This is a genomic window from Mesorhizobium sp. C277A (assembly GCF_040324395.1).
Lineage (GTDB): Bacteria > Pseudomonadota > Alphaproteobacteria > Rhizobiales > Rhizobiaceae > Mesorhizobium.
On record NZ_JAMYVW010000002.1, the window covers coordinates 3,001,969 to 3,027,764 of the forward strand.

Sequence of the window (25,796 nt, forward strand, 5' to 3'; positions counted from 1 at the left end):
GACCGTCAGCTGTCGAAGAAGACCGTTTCCTTCTCCCCTTGGAGATGGACGTCGAAAATATAGTTGTCGCCTTGCCGCTCGGCGATCAGCGTCGGCACGCGCACCTTGTGCTCGATGCGGGCCAGGATCGGATCCTCGGCATTGGCCTTGGCCTCGTCGGAGAAATAGAGCCGCGTGTGGAGGCCGATATTGATGCCGCGGGCGACGATCCACAGGCTGATATGCGGCGCCATCAGCCGGCCGTCGCCATACGGCACGCGTCCCGGCTTGATCGTCTGAAAACTGCACAGGCCGGTTTCCATGTCGGTCGGCTGACGGCCCCAGCCCTGAAAATCCGGATCGGCATCGCCGCGCAATTCGGCCGGCGAATTGTAGAAGCCATTGGCATCCGCTTGCCAGATTTCGATCAAGGCATCCCTGAGCGGCGTGCCGGTGCCGTCGAGCACGCGGATGCGCAAACCGATGCGCTCGCCCTTGGTCTTGTCGTTGAGCATCGTCGCGCCGAGGTCTGTCGGATAGACGCCGCCGATACCACCGAAATTCGGCGTCAGCCCGATATGCACGTAGGGCCCGGCGGTCTGCGACGGGCTCTCCTTCAGCCGGGTCAGCGATTGCGCCATCAATTGCCCTCCGGCCGGTTTTCGAACAGCGCGGCGCGGCGCCCGCGCAGCACGATGTCGAACTTGTAGGCGCGCGCGTCGAACGGGATCGTCGCCTGCATGTCGAGCGCCGCGACCAGCGTCTCAACGGCCGCCTTGTCACGGATACCGCGCACGATCGGGCACCGCCAGATCAGCGGGTCGCCCTCGAAATACATCTGCGTGATCAGCCGCTGTGCGAAGCCGTGGCCGAACACCGAGAAATGGATGTGCGATGGCCGCCAGTCATTGGGCCCGTTCGGCCAGGGATAGGGACCGGGCTTCACCGTGCGAAAGGCATAGCCGCCATCGGCATCGGTGATGGTGCGGCCGCAGCCGCCGAAATTCGGATCGAGCGGCGCGAGATAGCCGTCCTTCTTGTGGCGGTAACGGCCGCCTGAATTGGCCTGCCAGAATTCGAGCAGCGCGCCGGAGACGCCCTGGCCGCGCTCGTCGAGCACGCGGCCATAGACGATGATACGCTCGCCGATTGCGCTCTCGCCGGGCTTGGCGAAGTTGTGGATCAGGTCATTGTCGAGTTCGCCGAGCATGGCGTGGCCGAACACCGGACCGGTGATTTCGGACGCCGTGTTGTCGAAGGCCAGCAGCGCCTTTTGCGGCGAGCGCAACACCGACGTCTTGTAGTCGGGCGTCAGCGCCGGCGGATGCCAGCCACGGTCGCGCTGGAAGAAGGCTCCGCTCTCGGGCCTGCGGTTCGAGCCGGCATCAGCTGGCATGGCCAGCCCTGCTTCCGTCCATTTCCGAAAACACCTCCTTGGCGATCCTGAAGGCGCGGTTGGCGGCCGGCACGCCGGCATAGATCGCGACATGCAGGAACGCTTCGCAGATATCGTCGCGCGACGCACCGGTGTTGGCGGTGGCGCGCACATGCATGGCGACCTCTTCATCATGGCCAAGGGCGGCCAGCAGTGCCAGCGTCACGATCGAGCGTTCGCGCCTGCTGAAGCCCGGACGCGCCCACACAGTGCCCCAGGCTGCCTCGGTGATCAGCTCCTGGAACGGCCGGTCGAAATCGGTGACGGCATCCTCGCTGCGATCAACATGCGGGTCGCCGAGCACCGAGCGCCTGACGGTCAGCCCGGTCTGATATCTGGTTTCGTTTTTGGGCAGTTCATCCATGGGTCTGCTTTCTCAGGGGAAGCGCCGCGACGAAATCGCGGATCAGGGTGGTCAGCGCCTTGGGCTGTTCGACGCAAGGGATGTGCGCGGCGTCACGAATGATTTCGAAATGTGCGCCTGGGATCAGATCGGCCAGCCAGCGGACGAGATCCGGCGGCGTCGAGCCGTCCTGGTTGCCAACGACGCAAAGCGTGGGTACCGCGATCCCCTGCGCGGCCTCGGTGAAATCGGCATCGCGCACCGCGGCGCAGGTGCCGACATAGCCGGCGACGGCTTGCCGGGTCATCATGTTCCAGTAGCCGTCGAGCTCGGCGACACGGTCCGCGTGGAAGGCAGGCGTAAACCACATTTTGAGCACGGCATCGGCGATGGCCTGGATACCTTTGCTTTCGACCGTTTCGATGCGGGTGTTCCAGCTGTCGGCCGTGCCGATCTTGTGGGCGGTGTCGCACAGGATGAGGCCGTCGACGATTTCGGGGCGCCGGGCATAAAACCCTTGCGCAATCAGGCCGCCCACCGACAGGCCGCACAGCACCGCATTGTTCAGTTCGAAATGATCGATCAGGCCCGACAGATCATCGACATGCTCGTCGATCGAGCTGACGCCACCAATGTCGGACAGGCCATGGCCGCGCTTGTCGTAGACCAACACAGGCATTTCGCCACCCAGTTCGGACAACACCTCGTCCCAGACGCGGAAGTCGGTGCCCAGCGAATTGATGAACACGATCGGCCGCGCATTTCCCTTCGCCTTGATATGGCGATGGTGCAGCGTGATGCCGCCAATGTTGACGAATGGCACGATTTCGATCCTCCGTGTTCACATTGCACAAGGCATTTGGTTTGGTAAAATGATATTTTACGCCATTTCATTAACTGCTAGGTTATGAGAACATGTCCGAAAGCCGCATAAGGTTCCGTCACCTGCAGGCATTCCTTGAGGTAGCGCGGCAAGGCAGCGTGGCGAGGGCGGCCGACTTTCTCCATGTCAGCCCACCGGCCGTGACCAAGACGTTGCGCGAATTGGAGGAGGCGCTTGGCATCGCTGTCGTCGAACGCGACGGCCGCGGCATCAGGGTGACACGGCTTGGCGAAATCTTTCTCGGCCATGCCGGCACGGCGATCACGGCACTGAAGCGCGGCGTCGATTCCGTCCGCCAGGACGGCGCCATCAACCGGCATCCGATCCGCATCGGCGCGCTCCCGACAGTGTCGGCCAAGGTGATGCCACGCGCCATAAGCCTGTTCCTGAGTGAAAATACCGGTGCTGCGATCAAGATCGTCACCGGCGAGAACGCGGTCCTGCTGGAACAGTTGCGCGTCGGTGCGCTCGATCTCGTCGTCGGCCGGCTTGCGGCGCCGGAAAACATGACCGGCTTCTTCTTCGAGCATCTCTATTCCGAACCGGTGCTGTTCGTGGTGAGGGCCGGCCATCCGCTGCTGCAGCCGGGCCAGGACATCTTCGCCCGGCTCGATGAATTCCCGGTGCTGATGCCGACGCGGGAGTCGGTCATCCGCCCCTTCGTCGACCGCCTGTTCATCACCAACGGCATGACGGCGCCTGCGACCGAGATCGAGACCGTCTCGGATTCCTTCGGCCGTGCCTTCCTGCGCCAAAGCAATGCGGTCTGGATCATATCGACAGGCGTCGTCGCCAACGAACTCTCCAGCGGCGCCTTCGTCGCCTTGCCCGTCAACACCGAGGAAACCAAAGGGCCGGTCGGCCTGACGATGCGGACCGACACTGCGCCTTCGCCGGCCTTCACCATCCTGCTGCAGACCATTCGCGAGGCGGCCAGCCAGAACGCCTGAGCACCTTTCGCCAATCTGGCGCAGAGCGGGCCTTCAGCCGTATTTCCATAACCTGTTGGTTAACGAAACACCGCAAAATATCATTTTACCAAACCAAACACCTAGGGCACTGTGACGATGGGAGGATCGAAATCGTGCCGTTATCGGCATTGGCGGCGTTCCGCTGCCGCCTCAAGGCCTGCCGGGGCGATCTCCGATCTTAAGAACGGGCGGCATCGATTTTGAGCAGGCCGGCGGTGACCTCCAGGTGCCGTCAGGAAAGGGAGGAATACCAGCATGACCTCAAGCAAATCCGGCGTCTCGCGGCGCCAGTTCATCGCCACATCGCTCGCCGGCGGCGCGGCACTTGCGCTCAGCCGCGGCCAGGCATTCGCGCAGGCCGCCGACACGCTGAAGGTCGGCTTTGTCAGCCCGCGCACCGGGCCGCTCGCCGGCTTCGGCCAGACCGACGGCTATGTGCTCGATCTCGCCCGCAAGGCGCTCGCCAACGGCCTCGACATCGGCGGCAAGAAATACAGTGTCGAGATCATCGACCAGGACACGCAATCCGACCCGTCGCGCGCCGGCCAGCTCGCCAAGGACCTCATCAACAACCAGGCCGTCGACCTGATGCTGGCGGTGTCGACGCCGGAGGTGATCAACCCGGTCGCCGACGCCTGCGAAGCCGCCGGCGTGCCTTGCCTCTCCACCGTCATGCCGTGGGAGGCCTGGTATTTCGGCCGCGGCGCCAAGCCCGGCGAACCCTCGCCGTTCAAATGGACCTATCATTTCGGCTTCGGCGTCGACGAGTTCTTCCGGACCTACATCTCGCAATGGAACCTGATCGAGACCAACAAGAAGGTCGGCGTCATGTATCCCAACGACGCAGACGGCAATGCCATCCGCACCCATCTGGCGCCGTTGCTGGCAAGGCAGGGTTTCACCATCGTCGATCCCGGCGCCTACGAGACCGGCACCACCGACTATTCCTCGCAGATCGCGCTGTTCAAGCAGGAAGGCGTCGAGATCTTCAACTCCTTCCCGATCCCGCCGGACTTCGCCGCCTTCTGGCGTCAGGCTGCACAGCAAGGCCTGATCAAGCAGATCAAGATCTGCCAGGTCGCCAAGACCGGATTGTTCCCGTCCGACATCGAGGCGCTGGGCGATCTCGGCAACAAGATTTCGAGCGCCGCTTACTGGCACAAGGCCTTTCCCTACAAGTCGCCGCTGACCGGCGTTTCGGGAATCGAACTGGCCGACGGTTATGAGGCCGCCAGCGGCAAGCAGTGGACGCAGCAGCTCGGCGCCTCGATGTCGCTGCTCGACGCCGGCTTCGAGGCGCTGAAGGCAAGCACCGACGCCAAGGACAAGGCGGCCGTCGCCAAGGCGCTGAGCGCGCTCAACACCGAGACCATGATCGGCAAGGTCGACTTCACCAGCGGCCCGGTCGCCAATGTCTCTCCCGGCCCGATCATCGGCACCCAATGGGTGGCGGCCAAGGAAGGCGGCAAATTCCCGCTCGACTACGTCGTGACCGAGAACGCCACCGACCCGAAGGTTCCGGTCGAGGCCAAGCTCCAGCCGTATAACGGCTGACGGACGGCTACGGGGATCGCATCGTGAACGGTTCAGCAAACGCCGCGATCCTCCGCGCTGCCGGCATCCAGAAACGCTTCGGCGCGCTGGTGGTGCTCGACGATGTCGACTTCGCCATGAATGCCGATGAGGCCGTCGGCATCGTCGGCCCGAACGGCGCCGGCAAGACGACGCTGCTCAGCATCTTATCAGGCGCCTTCCCGCCGAGCGCCGGCACGGTCGCCTTCAAGGGTGGCGATGTGACCGCGATGCCGGCTACAGCGCGCTGTCGTCTCGGCCTGGTGCGCACGCACCAGGTGCCCAAGCCGTTCGGCGGCATGACCACGTTCGAGAACGTTTTTGTTGCCGCGTCGCATGGCGCCGGTCTCGCCCGCGACGAGGCCTATGAAGAGGCGCTGGAGTCGCTGAAACTGTGCGGCATGATGGGCGTGGCCAACCGGCGCGCCGAAACGCTCGGCCTGCTCGACCGCAAGCGGCTGGAACTTGCCCGCGCGCTCGCGGCAAGGCCTACGCTGCTTCTGCTCGACGAGATCGGCGGCGGACTGACCGATGGCGAGGCGAGCGAACTTGTCGATACCATCAAGGAATTGCGCCGCCGCAAGATCGGCATCGTCTGGATCGAGCACATCGTCCACATCCTGCTGCAGGTGGCAGAGCGGCTGATCTGTATGGACGCCGGCAAGATCATCGCCGATGGCGAGCCGCAAGCGGTGATGGCCGACCCGGAAGTCGTGCGCGCCTATCTCGGCGGAGGCCCGAAATGAGCCTGCTCGCAATCGAGAATCTGGTCGTCCGCCATGGCCTGTTGCAGGCGGTGCGCGGTGTGAGCTTTACGATCGAGCGCGGCGAAACGCTGGCGCTGGTCGGCGCCAACGGCGCCGGCAAGACGACGCTGCTGCGGGCGATCGCCGGCGCCCATGAGCCGACGGCCGGCCGCGTGCTGCTGAATGGCGCCGATATCACCGGCGTTCCCTCGCACAAGCGCGTCGGCATGGGCGTCGCGCTGGTGCCGGAAGGGCGAAAACTGTTCGTGCAAATGACGGTCGAGGAGAACCTCCTGCTTGGCAAGACCGCCGGCCGTCCCGGCGACTGGAGCGTGGAACGAGTGCTCGACACGTTCCCCAATCTGAAGCCGCGCCGCCATGCCAAGACCGGGCATCTCTCCGGTGGCGAGCAGCAGGCCACCGCCATCGGCCGCGCTTTGATGAGCAATCCCGAACTGCTGCTGCTCGACGAGGTCTCGCTCGGCCTGTCGCCGCTGGTGGTCGACCGCGTATACGCTTCGCTGCAAGGCCTGATCAGCTCCGGCACGACGATCATCCTGGTCGAACAGGACCTCAATCGCGCGCTCTCGGTCTCGGACAAGGTCATCTGCATGCTCGAAGGACGCGTCGCGCTGGAAGGCCCGAGCAAGGGCATGTCCCGCGATGAAGTGACGAAAGCCTATTTTGGTCTGCACAGAAAAAGCGCCGGGAGTGTGCCGGCATGAGCAACCAGATCGTCCAGGGCATCCTGCTCGGCGGCTACTACGCGCTGATCGCCTGCGGCCTCTCCTTCATGTTTTCGGTGATGCGCATAATCAACCTCGCGCATGGCAGCCTGGCCGTGTTTTCCGCCTACGCGCTGTGGTGGCTCGCCTCGCAATTCCATATCTCGCCCTTCGTCGGCCTGCTCATCGTGCTGCCGCTGATGGCGGCCATCGGCTGGGCGCTGCAGCGCTTCCTGCTCGAGCGCAGCGCCCGCGGCGGCGCGCTCCTGCCGATCCTGACCACGTTCGGCCTCGCCATCGTCATCGACAATGCGCTGTTCGAGCAGTTCGGCGCCGACACACGTTCGCTGGCGCCCTATATCGGCAGCCTCTCCTACGATTCCTGGGAATGGCCGGGCAGCATCTATGTCGGCAAGCTTGCCGTGATCATGTTCGCCGCCGCCGTCATCTTGCTTGGCGGACTGCAGCTGTTCCTCACCCGCACCAGGCTTGGCCGCTCGATCCGCGCCACGTCGGAAGATCCCGACACGGCCGGTCTCGTCGGCGTCGATGCGCGCCGCGCCAATGCCCTCGCCGCCGCCATCGCCATGGTCACCGTTGGGCTGGCCGGCGCCTTCCTCGCCATGCGCGCCACCTTCGATCCCTATACCGGCGCACCTCAATTGCTGTTCGCCTTCGAGGCGGCGGTGATCGGCGGCGCCGGTTCGCTATGGGGCACGCTGGTCGGCGGCATCGTTCTGGCGCTCGCCCAGACGCTCGGCGCGCAGATCCATCCGCAAGGTTTTCTGATCGGCGGCCATGTCGCCTTCCTGATCGTGCTGTTCATCCGGCTCTCCACCTCCGGCCTTGGCCTGCGCGGCCTGCTGCGCCTGCCCGCGAGGAAAGCATCATGAGCGCGGTTTTAAACGACCCCGTCATCGAGCGCGGCACCTCCGCCTCGCGCATCTCGGCGATTGCGGTCGTCGTCATCATCGCGCTGCTTGGCATCGCGCCGCACTTCCTGTCGGCCGGCGCCGTCGACCGCCTTACCGCCTTGTTCATCTATGTGATCCTGGCAGCGATGTGGAACGCGCTGGCCGGCTTCGGCGGGCTGGTTTCGGTTGGACAGCAGGTGTTCTTCGGCCTCGGCGCCTATTTCGCCATCCGTCTGGCCGATGCCGGCCTCAACCCGTTCGCCTCGCTGTTCGTTTCGGCGATCATCGTCGGCGCGATCTCCTGGCCGATGTCGCTGTTCATGCTGAAGCTTAAGAACGGCGAGTTCGCCATCGGCATGTGGGTGATCGCCGCGCTCACCCATCTGCTGGTCAATCTCGACCGGCTGGTGCAAGGCGAAACCGGGACGTCGCTGATCTCGCTCAACGTCTATGACGCCGGCGTCAGGCGGGCGACGATCTACTGGCTGGCGTTGGCCGCGATGACGGCGCTGCTCGCCACCCTGTTTAGCCTGCTGCGTGGCAGCACGGGTGCGGCCATCCGCGCCATCAGGGACAATGAGGAGGCCGCGGCATCGGTCGGCGTGCGCGTCACTGGAACCAAGCGGCTGCTCTTCGTGCTCGCCGCCTTCGGCATCGGCATGGCCGGCGCGCTGTGGTTGGCCACGTCGATCACCTTCCAGCCGAAAACCTACTTCAACGTCCAGTGGACCGCCTACATGATCTTCATGGTGCTGGTCGGCGGCATCGGCACCTTCGAGGGCGCCATTCTGGGTGCGCTGCTGTTCTTCCTCATCGAGACCTGGTTCGGCGGCACCGGCGTCTGGTATCTGATCGGCCTCGGCGCCACGGCGGTGCTGTTCTCGCTGTTCCTGCCGCGCGGCCTGTGGGGAACGCTGGAGGAGCGCTTTGGCCTGCGCCTGCTGCCGGTCGGCTACCGGGTCAGGCTGCCGGCAAACGCCGGCGATAGTGACGCGACGCCTTCGCCGCAACAGGCCGCAACGCATAGTGAAAAGGCGTGACCATGCTGTTCGGCAAGACCATCCTCATCACCGGTGTCGCCTCTGGTATCGGCGCTCGCACGGCCGAACTTGCCGGCCAACTGGGCGCTGACGTGATCGGCGTCGATATGCGTGAACCGGCAGCATCGGCCGGCAGTTTCGTCAAGGCTGACATCTCATCCAAGGCCGGCGTCGACGATCTCCTCGGGCGCCTGCCGCAGCGCATCGATGCGCTCTGCAATGTCGCCGGCCTCCCCGGCAACACCGGTGCGGTGTCGACACTGGCCGTCAACTTCTACGGCCTGCGCGCGCTCTCGGAAGGCCTCGCACCAAGACTTCGTGAAGGCGGCACCGTAGTCAACGTCGCCTCGATCGCCGGCTATGGCTGGCGCGCCAATCTCAACCGCGCGGCATCGATGGTCGGCATCGAAGGCTTTCCCGATGTGGCGAAGATGATCGCCGACCATCAGGTGAAGAACGAGGAAGGCTATCCCGTTTCCAAGGAGCTGCTGCTGTTGTGGACGCAGCGCGCCGCACATCAGGACCTGTTCAGGAGCCGCGGCATCCGCGTCAATGCAGTGAGCCCCGGCCCGGTCGAGACGCCGATCCTCAAACAGTTCCGCAATGTGCTGGGTGACGCCCGCGTGGACAGCGACATCGCCAGGGTCGGGCGCGCCGGAACCTCGGGCGACATCGCGCCTGTCGTGCTGTTCCTGTGCTCGGACGGCGCACGCTGGGTCAACGGCGTCAATGTGCCGGTTGACGGTGGGCTTGAAGCATCGATCAATGCCGAGGTGCTCGGCTTCTAGACCATGATCCCGAAAAGTGGGAGCCGGTGTTCGGATCAGATCGTGGTCGATAATAGATAGAAAAGACGCTCCACGGCGAGCGAGGGAGAGAACAATGGACATCGGACTTCTGATCGACGGCGACAAAAGGGATGCCTCCGGCTCAGCCTCTTACGAGCGCATGGACCCGTTCACCGGCAAGCTGGCGACCCGCGCTGCCGCAGCCAGCATCGCCGACGCCAATGCCGCGGTCGAAGCCGCTGCTGCCGCTTTCAAGACGTGGTCGAAGACCGGCCCGGGCGAGCGCCGCGCTTTGCTGTCCAAGGCGGCCGATGTCATGGACTCCAAGGTCGGCGAATTCACCAAATTGATGATGGAAGAAACCGGCGCGACCGGCCCCTGGGCCGGCTTCAACGTCATGCTCGCCGCCAAAATGCTGCGCGAGGCAGCCGCCATGACGACGCAGATTTCGGGCGAGGTCATTCCCTCCGACAAGCCCGGCACGCTGGCCATGGCGATCCGCCAGCCGGCCGGCGTCTGCCTCGGCATCGCGCCGTGGAATGCACCGGTCATCCTCGGTACTCGTGCCATCGCCATGCCGATCGCCTGCGGCAACACGGTTGTGCTGAAAGCTTCGGAAATGTGCCCAGGCACACACCGGCTGATCGGGCAGGTGCTGGTCGAGGCCGGCCTGCCCAAGGGCGTCATCAATGTCGTCACCAATGATCCCAAGGACGCAGCGACAATCGCCGAGGCACTGGTCGCGCACCCCGCCGTAAGGCGTGTCAACTTCACCGGCTCGACCAAGGTCGGCAGGATGATTGCCGAACTCGCCGGCCGTCACTTGAAGCCGGCGCTGCTCGAACTCGGCGGCAAGGCGCCGCTGGTCGTGCTCGACGATGCCGACATCGACGCCGCGGTCAATGCGGCGACCTTCGGCGCCTACATGCATCAGGGCCAGATCTGCATGTCGACCGAGCGTCTGGTCGTCGATGAAAAGGTCGCCGACGAATTCGTCGCCAAGCTCGCCGCCCGCGCCGCGCAGCTGCCTGCCGGCGACCCGCGCGGCCATGTCGTGCTCGGTTCGCTGATCAGCGGCCAAGCCGCCGACAAGATGGAAGAACTGGTTGCCGACGCCGTCGCCAAGGGCGCCAGGCTTGTGGCCGGCGGCAAGCGCACCGGAACCGTAGTCGAGGCGACATTGCTCGACCACGTGACGCCGGCGATGCGCGTCTATTCGGAAGAATCCTTCGGCCCGGTCAAGCCGGTGATCCGCGTCAAGGGCGAGGACGAAGCGGTACGTGTCGCCAACGATACCGAATACGGCCTGTCTTCAGCCGTGTTCAGCCGCGACATCCGCCGTGCCATGGCGGTTGCCGCGCGCATCGAAGCCGGTATCTGCCACATCAACGGCCCGACCGTCGGCGACGAGGCGCAAATGCCGTTCGGCGGCGTCAAGGGTTCAGGCTACGGCCGCTTCGGCGGCAAGGCCTCGATTGCCGAGTTCACCGACCTGCGCTGGCTGACCATCGAGGATCCGGGGCAGCACTATCCGTTTTGACTCCACCTTCTCTCACAGGGGAGAAGGAAAGGAGCCCTCAGGGCCGTTGCCTGGCGAGCCAACGGATTCCCGCATCAAAACCCGGCAAGGCTCGAGCCGCGCGATCGGCGGCCCCTCCCGGAGTTGTAAATCGTTTAATGGTGGGTATTTTACCCCTCAAGCACATGCCGCCGGACGGCGGCAAGCGGGTTTGGGGACTACCACAAGTGCAAAGCAAAATACGCGATACGGATCGCGCCGGGGAGGAATCGTTATGCCAAACAAGGCCCTGCCGCTGGTCATCAGCGCGCCGGAACCACGCACGCTCGACCTGATCTTCACCTCACCGCAGCTGGCGCGCCTCAAAGCGCATTACCGCGTCGTCGAGACGACGGCCGAGGGCGTGGCGAACTTGCCCGCCGACGTGCTTGCCGAAGCCCGCTATATTATCGGCCAGCCGCCGATCTCGCCCGAGACCTTGGACCGGATGCAGGCGCTGCGTTGCGTCTTCAATGTCGAGACCAACCTCATCAACAACATGCCCTATGAGACGCTGTTTGCGCGCGGCATCCATGTGGTCACCACCGGCCTCGTCTTCGCCGAGCCGGTGGCCGAGCTTGGCCTCGCCATGGCGCTCAACCTCGCCCGCAACATCGTCGATGCCGACCTCGCCTTCCGCAAAGGCGAAGAGCTGTGGGGCGGCGACGGCAATTTGACGGCGCGGCTTCTGTCCGGCGCCGATGTCGGCATCATCGGCTTCGGCGATCTCGGCCGTGCGCTCAACCGACTGCTGTCGGGTTTTCGCACCCGCACCAAGGTCTTCGATCCCTGGCTGCCGCCATCGATCCTGATCGACAGTGGCGTCGAGCCGGCCTCGCTGGACGAGGTGCTGTCGACCAGCGATTTCGTCTTCGTCGTCGCTTCGGTGACCTCAGAGAATCAGGGCTTTCTCGGTGCCAATGCTTTTGCCTCCATGCGCAAGGGCGCCGCATTCATCCTGCTCAGCCGCGCCGGCGTCGTCGACTTCCCTGCCCTGATGGCGGCGGTGGAAAGCGGCCACATCGTCGCCGCCAGCGATGTCTTCCCTGAAGAACCGCTGGCGCAGGACCATCCGGTCCGCACGATCCCCGGCTTCCTGCGCTCCGCCCACCGCGCCGGTGCGCTTGACATCGCCTTCAAGCGCATGGGCGACATGGTGCTGGAGGACATGGACCTGATCGACCGCGGCCTGCCGCCTCTGCGCTCCAAGCGCGCCGAGCGCGAGACGGTGTCAAGGATGCGTTCGAAGCCGGCGGACAGGAACTAGTTGTCGCGAGAAATCCGCCTGAGATGGATTTCGCAGTTGGCCAAAACCCCTTTGTCATCGCCGCTCAGGATGACCGGGAACCTTCCGGCATTGGCGTTTTTCAGCCGGATCGCTCCCATTCGATCCAGATCCTACTATCGATACCCCGCCAGGCGTAGCCGGCGGGGTATTGATTTTGAAAGCAATCGGGCTGTGGGAGGCCTGGCCTACTCCAAGGAGGCTCGTCACGATTCGCGTCGGTGGCGGGCCTTTTTATTCACTCCCGAGCAAAGCCGGAGGCGGTCTGCCCGCCTCGCTCTATCCGGCAGCAACGCCGGCTGCCGAGCGATTGGCCAGCACCAGCCCGACCTCGCCGACAACCTGATCGACGCGCTTCAGGATGGGTTCGGCCCGCAGCACGCCGTCGGAAAAGTCCTTGTCCGTGGCATAGACCCCTGTCGGCAGCGTCAGCGCCTCGAAGAAGCCGAACAACGGCCGCAACTGGTGCTCGACGATCAACGCGTGGCGATCGTTGCCGCCGGTGGCAAGCAGCACCACCGGCTTGCCGCGCAAGGAAGCGGGATCGAAGAGGTCGAAGAAGTGCTTGAACAGGCCGGTGTAGCTGCCCTTGTAGGTCGGTGACCCCACCACTAGCACATCGGCATTAACGACGCTGTCGAAGACTGCCCGGGCCTGGCCGTCGAGATCGCGCGCCCATTTGGCAGCGCCGAGCGACGGGCCGAGGTCTTCGATGTCATAGGTGCTCGCCGACAGGCCATGCTGGCGCGCAATATCCCTGACAACCTGGTCGACAAAACCACGCGTCTTGGACGGCCTGGTGAAATTGCCGGAAAACCCGACGACGGTTGGATTGGGCATGTTTCTCTCACCTCTCGCGGCGGGGTTTCATACCGCATATTTACAGGCTTGCGCCTGCCGCAAGAAGCAAATGACTGACCTTGCAGCACCATAGTGAGGAATTTTTTTCCGTTTGCCCGCTCGTCTCAGGCCGCGAGAAGCGGGCCATAGGATTCCAGGTAGAAGCCGGGCGACCTTGCGCAGGTCCGCACCGCCTCCCTGGCGGCAACCGTTTCCTGCCACCGCAGCAGGCGCTCGCATTCGGTCGGCATGACGAAGCCCAGATATTTCTCAAGCACGCACAGCTGTTCGAACCAGGGATAGAAGGCGATGTCGGCGGCGCTGAATTCCGAGCCCAGCAAAAACCGTTCGTCCGCCCCTCGCAGGGCGAAGGCATGCTGTTCCACAAAGCGCAGATCGTCGGCAAGCTGGGCCTTGATCCGCTTATGAACCATAGCGTCGGAACTGTGCATCATGGTTGCCGTCCGGGCGTAAAGCTGCGTGTCGGCGAAGCTGATCCAGATGCGCGCCTCAGCGCGGGCCTGAGCATCCCTGGGGAAAATCGGCCGTTCGGGGAATGCATCATCGAGATATTCGCAGATGATCGCCGACTCCCTGACATATTGCCCCTGATGGCGCAGCAGCGGCACCTTTCCCGTCGGCGTGAGTTTCAGGAACCACGCCGGCTTGTTGCGCAGATCGATTTCGATTTCCGTCGCCTGCAGGCCTTTCTTGGCAAGGGCGAGCCTGACACGGTGCGCATAGGGACAAAGCTGCGCGACAAAAAGCTCGATTGGCGGCATGGATAACTCCTGAGTTTCGTTATCGCCGACAAGCGGCCTGTCGGGCATAGCTAGGTCCAGTAAGGCCGGCGCGCTATTCGACGGCGTCTAGATTGATTTATCGATCGTCTGTTTCTGGAGCGAAGCGTGGACCTCCTGGCTACCCTCATGCGCGAATTGCACTTCGCAGCCGCCGGGTACCGGCGCCTCGAACTGGCCGCGCCCTGGGCGATCTCGTTCAGCCAGGCTGGGCTTCGCGGCATTCACGTCGTCATCAAGGGGCGATGCGAGGCGGTGTTCGGTGAGGAAGATGTCGAGCCTCTCGATGCCGGCGACCTGATCATTGCACCGCGCGCCGATCCGCATGTGCTGCGGTCGCCCGGCGCGCTCAAAAGCGCGAACGTCCCCGCCGCCGAACTGGCGACCCAAACCGCAGCCGGGCGTATTCGCAGCGGCGGCGAAGGCGAAAAGACCGTCATCCTGTGCGGCGCCTTCGCCTTTCGCGACGCCGACCATCCGGCACTTGCCGGCCTGCCGCGCATCGTTCACATCCGGGGATCGAATGGCCGTCTGCCCAAATGGCTGCGTGGCTATGTCGAGGCCTTGCTGGTGGAAGCGACCGACGAAGGTCCCGGCAGCGACGTGGTCATGGCTCGCCTATCTGGGGCCATCGTCACGCGCGCCTTGCGCTCCGGTCTGGAAAGCATGGACAATCCAGGTTGGCTGAGGGGATTGCAGGACCCCGCGATCGCCAGAGCGCTCGCGACCCTGCATGAAGCCTATGGCCACGACTGGACGATCGAGACCCTGGCACGCGCGGTCGGGCTCTCCAGGGCAACCTTTGCCGCCCGCTTTCGCGATCTCGTCGGCGAAGCGCCCATGGCCTATCTCTTCGGCTGCCGCATGCGGCAGGCCAGCCGGCTGCTGCACGAGGGCAAGAGCCTGGGCCAAGTCGCCGAGGCGGTCGGCTACAGCTCGGAAGCCGCCTTCTCCACCGCCTTCAGCCGCCACGCCGGCGTCTCGCCCGGCCAATTCAGGAAACGGAAGGATCTGTAAGGCAGAGCGATATTGGCGGCGGCCGGGCCTCGCGGTAGGACTTTGCCAGCACTATGTCTGATCATATCCCGACGCGGTTCGCCGCCGCTTTGCCCAGGAGATGCTTCGTGCCCAAAGGTTCTGACCTGCTTGTTGCCGCCCTCGAGAATGAGGGCGTCGATCGCATCTTCGGCATTCCCGGCGAAGAAAACTTGGACGTCGTCGAATCCATCCGCAAATCCTCGATCCAGCTCATCCTCACCCGTCATGAGCAGGCGGCGGCGTTCATGGCCGCCACCCATGGCAGGCTCACCGGCAAGCCGGGCGTCTGCATCACCACGCTCGGGCCCGGCGCCCTGAACCTGACGACGGGTGCCGCCTATGCGCTGCTGGGCGCCATGCCGATGATCATGATCACCGGGCAGAAGGGCATCCGGTCGTCGCGCCAGGCCCGCTTCCAGATCGTCGACATCGTCGCCGCGATGAAGCCGCTGACCAAGCTGTCACGCCAGATCATCTCGGCGAAGACCATTCCCGCCGTGGTGCGCGAAGCGTTTCGGATTGCCGAAGAGGAGCGTCCGGGACCGGTGCATCTGGAACTGCCCGAAGACATCGCGGCCGAGGAGTGCGACGATGTCGCGCTGATCCCGCCGCATCCGGTCGAGCTTCCGCTGGCCAGCCCGCTGGCGCTCGACCGTGCCGCCGAGATGATCATCAAGGCGCAGCGTCCTCTGGCGATGCTGGGCGCCGCCGCATCGCGGCCGCGCTCGACGTCCGACCTCGCCCAGTTCGTGATCAGGACCGGCATTCCCTATTTCACCACGCAGATGGGCAAGGGCACGGTGCCTGGCGGAACCGAGCTCTACATGGGCACCGCCGCGCTGTCCGAGCGCGACTATGTGCATGAGGCCATCGAACAGGCCGACCTCATCATCACTATCGGCCACGACACGATCGAGAAGCCGCCCTTCATTATGGGCGACAAGGGACCGAAGGTGATCCATGTCGGTTACCAGCCGGCCAATGTCGAGCAGGTCTATTTCCCGCAGACCGAAGTGGTCGGCGACATCGGCGCTTCGCTCAGGCTGCTTGCCGACCGGATCGAGGGCAAGATCCCCAACGCGCAGGCGCTACTGCCGCTGCGCGAAGGGATTTTGAGCCGCATTGCCATCCGCGCCACCGAAGACCGTTTCACGCCGCAGCGCTTGGTGCACGATGTGCGCGCGGTGATGCCGGCCGATGGCATCCTGGCGCTCGACAACGGCATGTACAAGATCTGGTTTGCGCGCAATTACCGCACGCGCGTCGCCAACACTTTGCTGCTCGACAACGCCCTGGCCACGATGGGCGCCGGCCTGCCGTCGGCGATGACGGCGGCGATGCTCTATCCCGGCCGCCGCGTCATGGCGATCTGCGGCGACGGCGGCTTCATGATGAACAGCCAGGAGCTGGAAACCGCCGTCAGGCTGAAACTTAACCTCGTCGTGCTGATCATCGAGGACAATGCTTTCGGCATGATCCGCTGGAAGCAGGCGGTCGACCGGTTCCCCGATTTCGGCATGACCTTCGCCAACCCCGATTTCGTCAGATATGCCGAGGCCTATGGCGCCAAGGGAACCAGGGTCGGCGCCGTCTCAGAAATACAATCGACGCTTGAACAGGCTTTTGCCGGCGGTGGCGTCCATCTCGTCGTCGTTCCGATCGACTATTCGGAGAACGAGCGCGTGCTGGTCGAGGAACTGCGCCACCGGTTGCCGGCGCCACCGGAGGCCTGACGGTGGAGTAGATACCGCCGCAGTAGCGCTTAGGCGGCCCGGACCTTGGCGCTCCCACGCGCCCAGGTCGGCAGCCAGTCGCCATGTGTCGCCAGCAACTCATCGACCAGCGCCCAGATCTGGTCGAGATCGAGTTCGGCCGCCGTATGCGGGTCCATCATCGCCGCGTGGTAGATGTGCTCGCGGTTTTCGGTCATCAACGCCTGCACCGTCAGTTCCTGCACATTGATGTTGGTGCGTATCAACGCGGTGAGTTGCGGCGGCAGCTCGCCAATATAGGTCGGCTGGATGCCGGAGGCGTCGACCAGGCACGGCACCTCGGCGGCGCAATTGTCCGGCAGCGAGGTGATGCAGCCATTGTTGCGGACATTGCCGTAGATCACCGACGGCTCGCCGGTCCACACCGAATTCATGATCGAGGACGCGTATTCCTTCGACTGCTCGACCTCGATGCGGTCGGCCGAGCGATAGGCCTCGGCCTGGCCCTTCCAGCGCTCGATCTGTTCGATGCAGCGCTTGGGGTATTCGTCGAGCGGAATACCGAACTTCTCGATCAGGTCGGGGCGCCCTTCCTTGATGAAATAGGGCGTGTATTCGGCGAAATGCTCGGAGCTTTCGGTGACGAAATAGCCGAGCCGCGTCAGCATCTCGTAGCGCACCTTGTTGGGGCAGCGCGGGTTCCAGCCCGGCTTCGGCGCCCTGCCTTCGCGATAGGCGCGGACCAGGTCCGGATAGAGGTTGCGGTAAGAGCCATCCGGCTGCCGGTGCTCGAACTTCAGGTAGAAGGCCATGTGGTTGATGCCGGCCGAGCGGTAGCGTATCTCGTCGTAGGGAATGTCGAGATCGTGCGCCAGTTCCATCGCCGTGCCCTGCACCGAGTGGCAGAGGCCTACCTGTTTGATCTCAGGGTATTTCTCTGAGATCGCCCAGGTGTTGATCGCCATCGGGTTGACATATTGCAGCATGATCGCGTCGGGGCAGACGGCCAGCATGTCCTCGCAGATCTTCCACAGATGCGGCACGGTCCGGAGGCCGCGCATGATGCCGCCGACGCCGAGCGTGTCGGCAATGGTCTGGCGCAGGCCGTATTTCTTCGGCACCTCGAAATCGGTGACGGTGCAGGGCTCGTAACCGCCGATCTGGAAGGCGACGACGACGAAGTCGGCACCGGCGAGCGCCTTGCGTTGGTCGGAATAGGTCTCGGCCTTCGCCTTCACGCCCAGCGTCGCGATCAGCTTGTTGACGACGATGGCGCTCTCTTCCAGCCGCTGCGGATTGATGTCCATCAGCGCGATCGTCGCGCCTGACAGCGATGGCCGCTGCAGCACGTCGCCGACAATGTTCTTCATGAACACGGTCGAACCCGCGCCAATGAAGGTGATCCTGGGATGTCTTGCCACTATTAAACCTCCGGCACTTTGCTACGCCACGTCGAAGGCGGCCCTGACGAGCCGTTCGGTGTAGGCGGTCTTGGGATGGGTGAGGACCTCGTCGACGGGTCCCTGTTCGACGATCTTGCCGTTCTGCATGACGATGACGCGATGGCAGAGCGCGCGCACCACCTTGAGGTCGTGCGAAATGAAGAGATAGCTAAGGCCGCGTTCGTCCTGCAGCTTGCGCAACAAGTCGATGATCTGCGCCTGCACCGAAAGGTCGAGCGCCGATGTCGGTTCATCGAGCAGGATGAATTCGGGCTCCAGCGCGATGGCTCGGGCAATGGCGATGCGCTGCCGCTGGCCGCCGGAAAATTCGTGCGGGAACCGCGACAGGATATCGCCGGGCATGCCGGCGCTGACCAGGGCGTCGCGAACCCGACCGACCCGCTCGCGCCGTGTCGCGCCGATCCTGTTGACGACCAGCCCTTCCTCGATGATCTGGCCGATCGTCATACGCGGGTTAAGCGACGAGAACGGATCCTGAAAAACGACCTGCATGCGCGAGCGCAGCGGCCGCATCCCGGCGCGAGACAGGCCGTGGATCGGCTGGCCGTCGAAGCTGACCTCGCCGCGCTTGGCCTCGGTGAGCTTGAGCAAGGCGAGACCGAAGGTGGTCTTGCCGGAGCCGGATTCGCCGACCAGCCCCAGTGTCTCGTGGCGGCAAAGCTTCAGGCCGAGATCGTCCACGGCGACGAGCTCGCGCCAGTCCGGCTTCAGGAAGCTGCCATGGCGCAGCATGAAGCAGACGCGCATATTGCGGGCCTCGAGGATGGTGCCGCTGTTTTCCGGCAGCGGCTGCGGCTTGCCGTGCGGCTCTGAAGCGAGCAGCCGCTTGGTATAGGCATGCTGCGGGTCGGCGAACAGCCGCTCGGTAACGTTGTGCTCGCACATCTCGCCATGCTGCATGACATAGACATAGTCCGAGAATTTCCGCACCACGGTGAGGTCGTGGGTGATCAGGATGACCGCCATCCTGAGTTCTTTTTGCAGATTGCGGATCAAATTGAGGATCTGCGCCTGCACCGTGACGTCGAGCGCCGTCGTTGGCTCGTCGGCGATCAGCACATCGGGGTCGTTGGCGAGCGCCATGGCGATCATCACGCGCTGGCGCTGCCCCCCCGACATCTGGTGCGGATACTGTTTGATGCGCGCTTCCGGCTCGGGGATCTGTACATGCCGCAAAAGCTCGAGCGCCCGCGCCCAGGCTTGCTTGCGGCTGACCTTTCGATGCACTCTGATCGCCTCGACGATCTGACTGCCGACCGTATAGATCGGGTTGAGCGAGCTCATCGGCTCCTGGAAGATCATCGAGATGCGATTGCCGCGCAACTTGCGCCGGGCGCTCTCGGGGAATTTCAGTATGTCCTGCCCGCAATAGTGGATGGTGGATTTCGGCGACACGGTGGCCCGCTTTGACAAGAGCCCCATGACAGCGCGCGCCGTCACCGACTTGCCGGAACCGGACTCGCCGACGATGGCGATCGTCTCCCCGCGATAGAGCTGGAACGAGACATCCTTCACCGCGTCGACGACGCCGTGCTCGACCTTGAAGGCGACCTCGATGTTGCGGGCATCGATGATGGGTTGGTCGTGGCGGCCAGCATGGTCGAACCGGACGGCTGGTGCGAAGGTGGCTGCGAGCGCTACAGTCATCCCGGCCACCTCAATAAGGATCGACGGCATCGCGCAGGCCGTCGCCCAGCGCGTTGAAGGCAAAGACGGTGATCAGCACGAAGCCGACCGGCGACAGGATCCACGGATAGGTGCCGATGACCGAATAGGTAGCCGTGTCCTGCAGCATCAGCCCCCACGAGATCAGCGGCGGCTTCACCGCGAAGCCGAGGAAGCCGAGAAAGGCTTCGAGCAGCACCACCGTCGGGATGGCGATCGTCACGGCGACGATGACGTGGCTCATCACATTGGGAAAAATGTGCTGCATGATGATACGCATGTCGGTGGCGCCGACCGCCATGGCGGCGCGCACATAGTCGATCCGCGCCAGCGCCAGCGTCTTGCCGCGCACCTCGCGCGACATCTGCGCCCAGCCCAGCGCCGACATGACGATGATGACGAAGGCGAGGAAGACGTTGGTCGGCGCGGTCACCGGGATCAGCGTCGTCAGCGCAAGATAAAGCGGCAATTGCGGGAAGGCGAGCACCAACTCGACGAAGCGCTGCATCCAGACGTCGAAGCGGCCGCCGAAATAGCCCGAGACCATGCCGACCGTGGTGCCGATGACGGTGATGATGAACACCACCGTCAGCGCAATCATCAGCGAGACGCGCGAGCCCTGGACGGCGCGCGACAGCACATCGCGGCCGAATTTGTCGGTGCCGAGAAAATGCACCGGCTGGCCGTCGGCCGAAGCGAAGAAATGCCGGTTGGCGGGGATCAGGCCAAGCAGCCGGTAGTCGGCGCCCTTGACGAAGAAGCCGAGCAGGCGCGGATGCTCGTAATCCGGCCCGACGACCGGCTGGAACGTGACCGGGTCGAGGTCTGCAGAATCCGCCAGCGCATAGACCCGCGGCTGGAGCACGAAATTCCCGTCCCTGTCGTGAAAACTCATCACTTGCGGCGGGGCGAAAGCGACATCGGTCACCTTGGGGTCCATCGGCGCGAAGAAATCGGCGAACAGCGCCATCAGCACCAGAAGCACGACCAGGATCAGCCCGGCCATGCCGGTCCAGGAGCGCCTCAGCCGGCGCCAGACCAGCGCCATATAGCTCTCATTGCCGCGTGGGGTCGCAATCGCGGTTGCTTCAGCCGGGGGCGGCGGCGGGGATGGGTCACGCGCCAGCATCTAGCTCTCCCTGAACTGGCGCACGCGCGGATCGAGCAGCGCGAGCAGCATGTCGGCGATGATGTTGCCGACGATCAGCGTTGCCGACAGCACCATCATGAAGGTCGCCGTGACATAGACGTCGCCGACCGCCATCGAGCCGACAATGGCCGGCCCGACCGTCGGCAGCGCAAAGATGATCGCCGTCTCGATCTCGCCGGTCAGCATGTAGGGCAGCACCACGCCCTGATACATGATGAGCGGGTGCAGCGCGTTGGGCACGGCATGGCGCATGACGACGGCGCTGCCGGTCAGGCCCTTGGCCTTGGCCGTCTCGACATATTGCGCGTTCAGCGTATCGAGCAGATTGCCGCGCATGACGCGCATATTGTAGGCGAGCCCGCCGAAGGTGGCGATCGCCACCACCGGCCAGACATGCTTGACGAGGTCGGCGAATTTCGCCCACGACCACGGCGCGCCGCCATATTGCGGCGAGAAGAAGCTGCCGATCTCCGACACGTTGAACTGGAAGACCAGGAGATAGACGATGATCAGCGCCATCAGGAAGCGCGGCACCGTCATGCCGAGGAAGGAGATGGCCGACAGCACCGAGTCGATCCACGTGTATTGCCTGGTCGCCGCCCAGATGCCGAAGGTGATGCCGAGCACCGAGGCCAGCAGATGGCAGACCAATGCCAGCAGCAGCGTGCGCGGCAGCCGCTCGCCGACCACGGCGGCGACCGGCTTGTTGTAATAGAGGCTGTAGCCGAAATCGCCGCGGGTGATGATGCCGGCGACCCAGTTCAGGTACTGGACGGGCAGCGGTTTATCGAGGCCGTGCTCGACCCGATAGGCCTGCGCCTGCGCGTCGGCTTCGGCAAAAGACGCCCCGCCCTGGTTGATGAGCTGCGAACGGATATAGTCGGCATAGTCGCCCGGCGGCGCCTGGATGATGGCAAAGGTGACCAGGCTCAGGATGACCATGACCGGCACCGCCGATGCTATGCGCATGGCCAGGAATCGCAGCATCGGACCGTTTCTCCTCCTTGGATCTAATCTGTTGCCGCTGACCTTACTCCGTCCCGGCCGCGCGCGCAGCGCGGCCGGGCGTCAGCCAGGGGAGGAAACTCAGTTCGTCGGACCCTTGTCGCCGGGCTTGCCGGGAAGCTGGTCGGGAAAGAGTTCGTATTTCTGCTGCTTGTCGGCGGCGACGAAGACGCGTTCGCGCACGATCGAATCCTCGGCCCAGTTGAACATGAAGATCGGCGTTCCCTGCGGGATGTTGGAGAAGCGCTTGTTGATGATCAGGGCGCCGGGATATTCGGTCAGTCCGATATTGTAGACATGCTCCGTCGAGATCTTCTGGAACGTCTTCATCAGGCTGGCGCGCTCGTCATTGTCTGACGAGGAGACGAACTTGTTGACGATGTCGACAAGCTCCTTTTCGAACGGCATCAGGTCGACCACGCCGCTTTCGGGCGCGCGGTGATCCCAGCTGGTCTTGGGTCCGACGGGCGCGAGTTGCACGGTATTCTGCACGACGGAAGTCAGCTCCTGCTCGTTGCGCCTGATCAGCCAGTCGAAGCGGCCGGAATATTGCGAGGCATCACGCTGGGTGCCGTTGAGGCCGTTGAGCACGACCCTGATGCCAAGCTTTTCCATCTGGCCGACGACGCCTTCGGCGAGGCTCTTGTCAGTGCCGTAGTCATTGTTGACCAGCATCACGATCTCGACATTCTTGCCGCCGGCGGTCCCGGCCGGGAAGTTCACGAAGCCGTCGCCATCCGTATCCTTGAGACCAGCCTTGGCCAGTTCCGCCTTGGCGCCCTCGATGTCGAAGGGATAGTAGACGGTCGAGTTGCGGTCATAGAAGCTGGTGCCCGAGGAAAAGCCACCGGGGTAGATGGCGGTGAACGGCCCCTTGACCAGCGAGTCGCCGAGCGCTTTGCGGTCGAGCGCCATGGTGATGCCCTTGCGGAAGTCCTCATTGCGATTGAGCTCGCGGATCGCCTGGCCGCGTTCGTCGGGATTGCCCCAGCCATTGGCGGAAAAGTTCATGCGCAGATTGTAGCCGATCAGGCGCGGGCCAAAGGCGAGCCGGGCCGGCGCGTCCTTGTCCGCCGCTCGCTTCAGCGAAGCGACGAAATTCTCCGGCTGCTCGAGGTTGGAGAAGTCGGCGGCCCCTGCCACCGCCTGCACGTCGCGGTCGGCCCAGGTCGACAGCTTGTAGTGCAGTTCGTTGAGATAGGGCAGCTGGTTGCCCTTCTCGTCGACCTTCCAGTAGTAGGGATTGCGGCGCAAGACGATGATGTCGTCGGGCCTATACTCCACCGGCACCCAGGCGCCCATCACCGGAATGTTCATATATTCCGGCGGGAACGCGTTCTTGAACTGCTCGTAGGTATTCTTCGAGTACTTCGGATGCTGCGGCTTGAGGATATGCGCTGGGCCGGGGCAGAAGGTGCCATAGGCCATGGCGTAGAGATACTGTTTGGGGAAAGCGTCCTTGAAGGTCCACTCGACGGTGTAATCGTCGACCTTCTTCAGCGTCGTGCCGACACCGAAGGTTTCCGCTGTGGCGCCGTTCAACGGCGAGACATTGGGGTCGACGACCTCATCGTCCCAGTAGAACATGACATCGTCGGCATTGAAGGCAACGCCGTCAGACCATTTGGCGCCTTCGACCAGGTGCATGGTCAGCGTGTGGCCATCCTTCGACCAGTCCCAGCTCCTGGCGAGGTTGGGCAGCGGCTCGGTGTCCTTGGCCTCGACCTGGAACAAAGGCGCGGTGCGCGTCAGGCATTCCGAAAGGCCGATGTCGATGCCGCCCCATCCTTGGGTCTGGCCGGCGCCATAATTCCAGCCTTCCGGCCGGCCGCCAATGACGTGGCGCATGGTGTCGCCATAAACGCCGATGCCGTCCGGCATGTTGCCGGTCTTGAACACCAGCGGCTCCTTCGGCAGGCGATCCTTGACCGGCGGCAGCTTGCCAGTCTTGACGTATTTCTCGGTGACCCACTCGGGCTCGTGATATTCGGGCAGCGCCTTGAACTCCAGGATGGAATCGCGGGCGACGTATTTGATCTTGCCCTCGGCGGGAAACGCCGCCGGCGCCGGCGGCGTGGTCGGCTCGGACGCGTATGCACTGCCAAGCGCCAATGCCGAGACGCTCAGCGCCAGCCCGGCGAGAATGCCCATTCTTCGCCCGGCGAGAATTCCAATTCCACGAAAGTTCCTCATTGTGTTCCTCCCAGATGTTTCGACGTCTGCTGCTGCCCGCATCTATTCATGATGGCTGATTGGCGAACCGGCCTCCCGCTGTCCGCCTGCCAGCATTCTCAGCCGGCCTGTTTCAGGGCCTTTCGGCGCGCAGTTCCTCGATCGAGCGCACTTTGCGCCGCGCCGCACCCGCCCAGTCGCGGGTTTTCACCATCGATTTCGAAAGCCGCTCCTTGGCGGCCGGCACGGCATCGGCGTATTGCGGCAGCCAACGCGCCTGGGCGACGACCATCTCGTCGACCATCTGCCAGACCTCTTCCGGCGTCGACACCGCACCCACCAGCGGATCGTGCAGCACCGCGAGCTTGAGCAGGTCAATGTCGCCCGTAACAGCCGCATGCACCGACATGCGCTGAACGTTGATCGAAGCCATGCAGGTGGCCGCGCAGGCTTCCGGCAGCGTGATGCCTGACGCCATGTTGATGCCGAAGCGATCGACGAAACCGGGTGATTCGATGATCGCGTCCTGCGGCAGATTGGTGATGATGCCGGTGTTCTTGACGTTGAAGTGGCCGCGATAGACGCGGTTCGTCTCCAGCGCTTCGAGAATATGGCTGGCATGCTCGTTCGAGCGCTTCGATACGTCGAGCGGCTTCGACGCCGCTTCGAGGAATTGCGGATATTCCGTCTCGAACCAGTTGCGGGTTTCCGTGGAGTAGCGAAGATAGCCGCCGGTCTCGCCATGGATCCAGTCGGACATGTCGATCCAGCGGGTGATTTCGTCCGGCCGCTTGCGATACCAGGGCAGATATTCGGAGAGATGACCGTTGCTTTCGGTGGAGTAGACGCCGAAGCGCTTCAGCACGTCGATGCGCAGCTTTTCCTGCTGCGAATAGACCGGATGCGCCTCGAAGGCAGCCACCAGTTCGTCCTTGCCGATCTTGCGGCCGTTGAGCCGCAAATCGATGAACCAGGTCTGGTGGTTGATACCGGAGCAGACATAATCGAGTTCGCTGTGCGACTTGGCGCCGAGCACTTCGGCGATCTGTTCGGCGCCGTGCTGGACACCGTGGCAGAGGCCGACCGTATCGACCTTGCCATATTCGATCGCCGCCCAGGTGTTCATCGCCATCGGGTTGGCATAGTTGAGGAATTTGGCGCCTGGCTCGGCGACCTCCAATATGTCCTTGCAGAAGTCGAGGATGACCGGGATGTTGCGCTGGCCGTAGAGGATGCCCCCGGCGCAAATCGTGTCACCGACGCACTGGTCGATGCCGTATTTCAAGGGAATGCGGATATCGTCGGCATAGGCTTCGAGCCCGCCCACCCGGACGCAGCTGATGACGTAGCGCGCGCCTTCCAGCGCCTTGCGGCGGTCGGTCGTCGCCGTCACCCTGGTCGGCAGCTTGTTGGCCTCGACGATGCGGTCGAGGATCGCCTTGATCATTTGCAGATTGTGTTCGCTGAGATCGGTCAGCGCGAATTCGATGTCGCTGAATTCCGGGATGCACAAAATGTCGGTGAACAGCTTCTTGGTGAAGCCGACGCTGCCCGCGCCGATAATAGCGATTTTGAAACTCATCACCTTCACCTCGATCCATTCGAATGCCGGGTAAGGAGCAACAGGAAAGGGAATGGCGGCCCGCCTTGGCGCGCATGCCATTCGAGCCGGAATTCCGGCTCGTTCTCCTCCCCGCCCGCTCCTCGACCGC

At 63.8% G+C, this 25,796-nt stretch carries 23 protein-coding genes; 11 read left to right on the plus strand and 12 right to left on the minus strand.

All coding sequences use genetic code 11. The features are described 5' to 3' along the window. Positions 1–5 precede the first annotated feature (5 nt). From pcaG to pcaD, 4 genes are read right to left on the minus strand one after another with little or no spacing between them, the layout of a single operon-like run. The gene (gene pcaG / locus NKK52_RS14920) at positions 6–620 is read right to left on the minus strand and encodes a protocatechuate 3,4-dioxygenase subunit alpha (protein WP_023685271.1); all 615 of its coding nucleotides are present in this window, start codon (positions 618–620) and stop codon (positions 6–8) included. Then, complete coding sequence (pcaH, locus tag NKK52_RS14925) at positions 620–1,375, minus strand: protocatechuate 3,4-dioxygenase subunit beta (protein ID WP_023685272.1); 756 nt, start codon at positions 1,373–1,375, stop codon at positions 620–622. Before pcaH ends, pcaG begins: the two co-directional genes overlap by 1 nt. Beyond that, positions 1,365–1,778 carry a 4-carboxymuconolactone decarboxylase gene (gene pcaC / locus NKK52_RS14930; protein WP_023685273.1) on the minus strand — a complete coding sequence of 138 codons (414 nt, stop codon included), beginning with the start codon at positions 1,776–1,778 and terminating at the stop codon, positions 1,365–1,367. The genes pcaH and pcaC overlap by 11 nt, the downstream gene beginning before the upstream one ends. Beyond that, positions 1,771–2,580, minus strand: coding sequence for a 3-oxoadipate enol-lactonase (gene pcaD, locus NKK52_RS14935; protein WP_023685274.1), 810 nt, complete (start codon positions 2,578–2,580; stop codon positions 1,771–1,773). The genes pcaC and pcaD overlap by 8 nt, the downstream gene beginning before the upstream one ends. Positions 2,581–2,672: 92 nt before the next feature. On the opposite strand from pcaD, the gene pcaQ reads away from it, so the two are divergent. The 9 genes from pcaQ to NKK52_RS14980 all read left to right on the plus strand — a co-directional run bounded on the left by pcaQ (position 2,673) and on the right by NKK52_RS14980 (position 12,221). Beyond that, positions 2,673–3,590, plus strand: a complete 918-nt coding sequence (pcaQ, locus tag NKK52_RS14940) for a pca operon transcription factor PcaQ (RefSeq protein ID WP_023685275.1) — start codon at positions 2,673–2,675, stop codon at positions 3,588–3,590. Positions 3,591–3,866: 276 nt separating this feature from the next. Next, a complete protein-coding gene (locus NKK52_RS14945) occupies positions 3,867–5,165 on the plus strand; it encodes an ABC transporter substrate-binding protein (RefSeq protein WP_023685276.1) in 1,299 nt (432 codons plus the stop codon). Positions 5,166–5,254: 89 nt separating this feature from the next. Further along, the gene (locus tag NKK52_RS14950) at positions 5,255–5,929 is read left to right on the plus strand and encodes an ABC transporter ATP-binding protein (RefSeq protein ID WP_502898761.1); all 675 of its coding nucleotides are present in this window, start codon (positions 5,255–5,257) and stop codon (positions 5,927–5,929) included. Further along, positions 5,926–6,654 carry an ABC transporter ATP-binding protein gene (locus tag NKK52_RS14955; protein ID WP_023685278.1) on the plus strand — a complete coding sequence of 243 codons (729 nt, stop codon included), beginning with the start codon at positions 5,926–5,928 and terminating at the stop codon, positions 6,652–6,654. The genes NKK52_RS14950 and NKK52_RS14955 overlap by 4 nt, the downstream gene beginning before the upstream one ends. After that, a complete protein-coding gene (locus NKK52_RS14960) occupies positions 6,651–7,547 on the plus strand; it encodes a branched-chain amino acid ABC transporter permease (RefSeq protein ID WP_023685279.1) in 897 nt (298 codons plus the stop codon). Before NKK52_RS14955 ends, NKK52_RS14960 begins: the two co-directional genes overlap by 4 nt. Beyond that, entirely contained in the window at positions 7,544–8,608 is a 1,065-nt protein-coding gene (locus NKK52_RS14965) for a branched-chain amino acid ABC transporter permease (protein WP_023685280.1), read from the plus strand. Before NKK52_RS14960 ends, NKK52_RS14965 begins: the two co-directional genes overlap by 4 nt. Positions 8,609–8,610: 2 nt before the next feature. Next, on the plus strand, positions 8,611–9,396 hold the full coding sequence (locus NKK52_RS14970) for a coniferyl-alcohol dehydrogenase (protein WP_027050689.1): 786 nt from the start codon (positions 8,611–8,613) through the stop codon (positions 9,394–9,396). A 94-nt stretch (positions 9,397–9,490) separates the two neighbouring features. Next, complete coding sequence (locus NKK52_RS14975) at positions 9,491–10,936, plus strand: aldehyde dehydrogenase (protein WP_023685281.1); 1,446 nt, start codon at positions 9,491–9,493, stop codon at positions 10,934–10,936. A 253-nt stretch (positions 10,937–11,189) separates the two neighbouring features. Next, entirely contained in the window at positions 11,190–12,221 is a 1,032-nt protein-coding gene (locus NKK52_RS14980; protein WP_023685282.1) for a hydroxyacid dehydrogenase, read from the plus strand. A 297-nt stretch (positions 12,222–12,518) separates the two neighbouring features. On the opposite strand, the gene msuE is transcribed toward NKK52_RS14980, so the two are convergent. Together msuE and NKK52_RS14990 are read right to left on the minus strand one after the other, a co-directional pair. After that, the gene (gene msuE / locus NKK52_RS14985; RefSeq protein WP_023685284.1) at positions 12,519–13,079 is read right to left on the minus strand and encodes an FMN reductase; all 561 of its coding nucleotides are present in this window, start codon (positions 13,077–13,079) and stop codon (positions 12,519–12,521) included. Positions 13,080–13,204: 125 nt separating this feature from the next. Continuing rightward, positions 13,205–13,861, minus strand: coding sequence for a glutathione S-transferase family protein (locus NKK52_RS14990; RefSeq protein WP_023685285.1), 657 nt, complete (start codon positions 13,859–13,861; stop codon positions 13,205–13,207). A 126-nt stretch (positions 13,862–13,987) separates the two neighbouring features. On the opposite strand from NKK52_RS14990, the gene NKK52_RS14995 reads away from it, so the two are divergent. Both NKK52_RS14995 and NKK52_RS15000 read left to right on the plus strand, forming a co-directional pair. Further along, entirely contained in the window at positions 13,988–14,896 is a 909-nt protein-coding gene (locus tag NKK52_RS14995) for an AraC family transcriptional regulator (RefSeq protein WP_198020008.1), read from the plus strand. A 107-nt stretch (positions 14,897–15,003) separates the two neighbouring features. Beyond that, entirely contained in the window at positions 15,004–16,650 is a 1,647-nt protein-coding gene (locus NKK52_RS15000) for an acetolactate synthase large subunit (protein WP_023685287.1), read from the plus strand. 29 nt (positions 16,651–16,679) lie between these two features. Here NKK52_RS15000 and NKK52_RS15005 read toward each other — a convergent pair whose 3' ends face one another. The 6 genes from NKK52_RS15005 to NKK52_RS15030 all read right to left on the minus strand — a co-directional run bounded on the left by NKK52_RS15005 (position 16,680) and on the right by NKK52_RS15030 (position 25,666). Beyond that, on the minus strand, positions 16,680–18,050 hold the full coding sequence (locus tag NKK52_RS15005) for an alpha-glucosidase/alpha-galactosidase (RefSeq protein WP_031204338.1): 1,371 nt from the start codon (positions 18,048–18,050) through the stop codon (positions 16,680–16,682). 21 nt (positions 18,051–18,071) lie between these two features. Beyond that, positions 18,072–19,739, minus strand: a complete 1,668-nt coding sequence (locus NKK52_RS15010; RefSeq protein WP_031204339.1) for an ABC transporter ATP-binding protein — start codon at positions 19,737–19,739, stop codon at positions 18,072–18,074. A gap of 10 nt (positions 19,740–19,749) precedes the next feature. Beyond that, positions 19,750–20,886: an ABC transporter permease gene (locus NKK52_RS15015; RefSeq protein ID WP_031204340.1), complete on the minus strand. Its 1,137-nt coding sequence runs from the start codon at positions 20,884–20,886 to the stop codon at positions 19,750–19,752. Beyond that, positions 20,887–21,894 carry an ABC transporter permease gene (locus NKK52_RS15020; protein WP_023668135.1) on the minus strand — a complete coding sequence of 336 codons (1,008 nt, stop codon included), beginning with the start codon at positions 21,892–21,894 and terminating at the stop codon, positions 20,887–20,889. 99 nt (positions 21,895–21,993) lie between these two features. After that, positions 21,994–24,105 carry an ABC transporter substrate-binding protein gene (locus NKK52_RS15025; RefSeq protein ID WP_033000503.1) on the minus strand — a complete coding sequence of 704 codons (2,112 nt, stop codon included), beginning with the start codon at positions 24,103–24,105 and terminating at the stop codon, positions 21,994–21,996. Between the two features lie 112 nt (positions 24,106–24,217). Then, positions 24,218–25,666 (minus strand): alpha-glucosidase/alpha-galactosidase, encoded by a 1,449-nt coding sequence (locus tag NKK52_RS15030; RefSeq protein WP_031204342.1) that lies wholly within the window; start codon positions 25,664–25,666, stop codon positions 24,218–24,220. Positions 25,667–25,796: the final 130 nt, after the last annotated feature.

Bases quoted from the DNA above. Each gene is read 5' to 3' on its own strand.
- pcaG (WP_023685271.1), bottom strand. From the start codon at position 620: ATGGCGCAATCGCTGACCCGGCTGAAGGAGAGCCCGTCGCAGACCGCC.
- pcaH (WP_023685272.1), bottom strand. From the start codon at position 1,375: ATGCCAGCTGATGCCGGCTCGAACCGCAGGCCCGAGAGCGGAGCCTTC.
- pcaC (WP_023685273.1), bottom strand. From the start codon at position 1,778: ATGGATGAACTGCCCAAAAACGAAACCAGATATCAGACCGGGCTGACC.
- pcaQ (WP_023685275.1), top strand. From the start codon at position 2,673: ATGTCCGAAAGCCGCATAAGGTTCCGTCACCTGCAGGCATTCCTTGAG.
- NKK52_RS14945 (WP_023685276.1), top strand. From the start codon at position 3,867: ATGACCTCAAGCAAATCCGGCGTCTCGCGGCGCCAGTTCATCGCCACA.
- NKK52_RS14955 (WP_023685278.1), top strand. From the start codon at position 5,926: ATGAGCCTGCTCGCAATCGAGAATCTGGTCGTCCGCCATGGCCTGTTG.
- NKK52_RS14960 (WP_023685279.1), top strand. From the start codon at position 6,651: ATGAGCAACCAGATCGTCCAGGGCATCCTGCTCGGCGGCTACTACGCG.
- NKK52_RS14965 (WP_023685280.1), top strand. From the start codon at position 7,544: ATGAGCGCGGTTTTAAACGACCCCGTCATCGAGCGCGGCACCTCCGCC.
- NKK52_RS14970 (WP_027050689.1), top strand. From the start codon at position 8,611: ATGCTGTTCGGCAAGACCATCCTCATCACCGGTGTCGCCTCTGGTATC.
- NKK52_RS14975 (WP_023685281.1), top strand. From the start codon at position 9,491: ATGGACATCGGACTTCTGATCGACGGCGACAAAAGGGATGCCTCCGGC.
- NKK52_RS14980 (WP_023685282.1), top strand. From the start codon at position 11,190: ATGCCAAACAAGGCCCTGCCGCTGGTCATCAGCGCGCCGGAACCACGC.
- msuE (WP_023685284.1), bottom strand. From the start codon at position 13,079: ATGCCCAATCCAACCGTCGTCGGGTTTTCCGGCAATTTCACCAGGCCG.
- NKK52_RS14990 (WP_023685285.1), bottom strand. From the start codon at position 13,861: ATGCCGCCAATCGAGCTTTTTGTCGCGCAGCTTTGTCCCTATGCGCAC.
- NKK52_RS15010 (WP_031204339.1), bottom strand. From the start codon at position 19,739: ATGACTGTAGCGCTCGCAGCCACCTTCGCACCAGCCGTCCGGTTCGAC.
- NKK52_RS15015 (WP_031204340.1), bottom strand. From the start codon at position 20,886: ATGCTGGCGCGTGACCCATCCCCGCCGCCGCCCCCGGCTGAAGCAACC.
- NKK52_RS15020 (WP_023668135.1), bottom strand. From the start codon at position 21,894: ATGCTGCGATTCCTGGCCATGCGCATAGCATCGGCGGTGCCGGTCATG.
- NKK52_RS15025 (WP_033000503.1), bottom strand. From the start codon at position 24,105: ATGAGGAACTTTCGTGGAATTGGAATTCTCGCCGGGCGAAGAATGGGC.
- NKK52_RS15030 (WP_031204342.1), bottom strand. From the start codon at position 25,666: ATGAGTTTCAAAATCGCTATTATCGGCGCGGGCAGCGTCGGCTTCACC.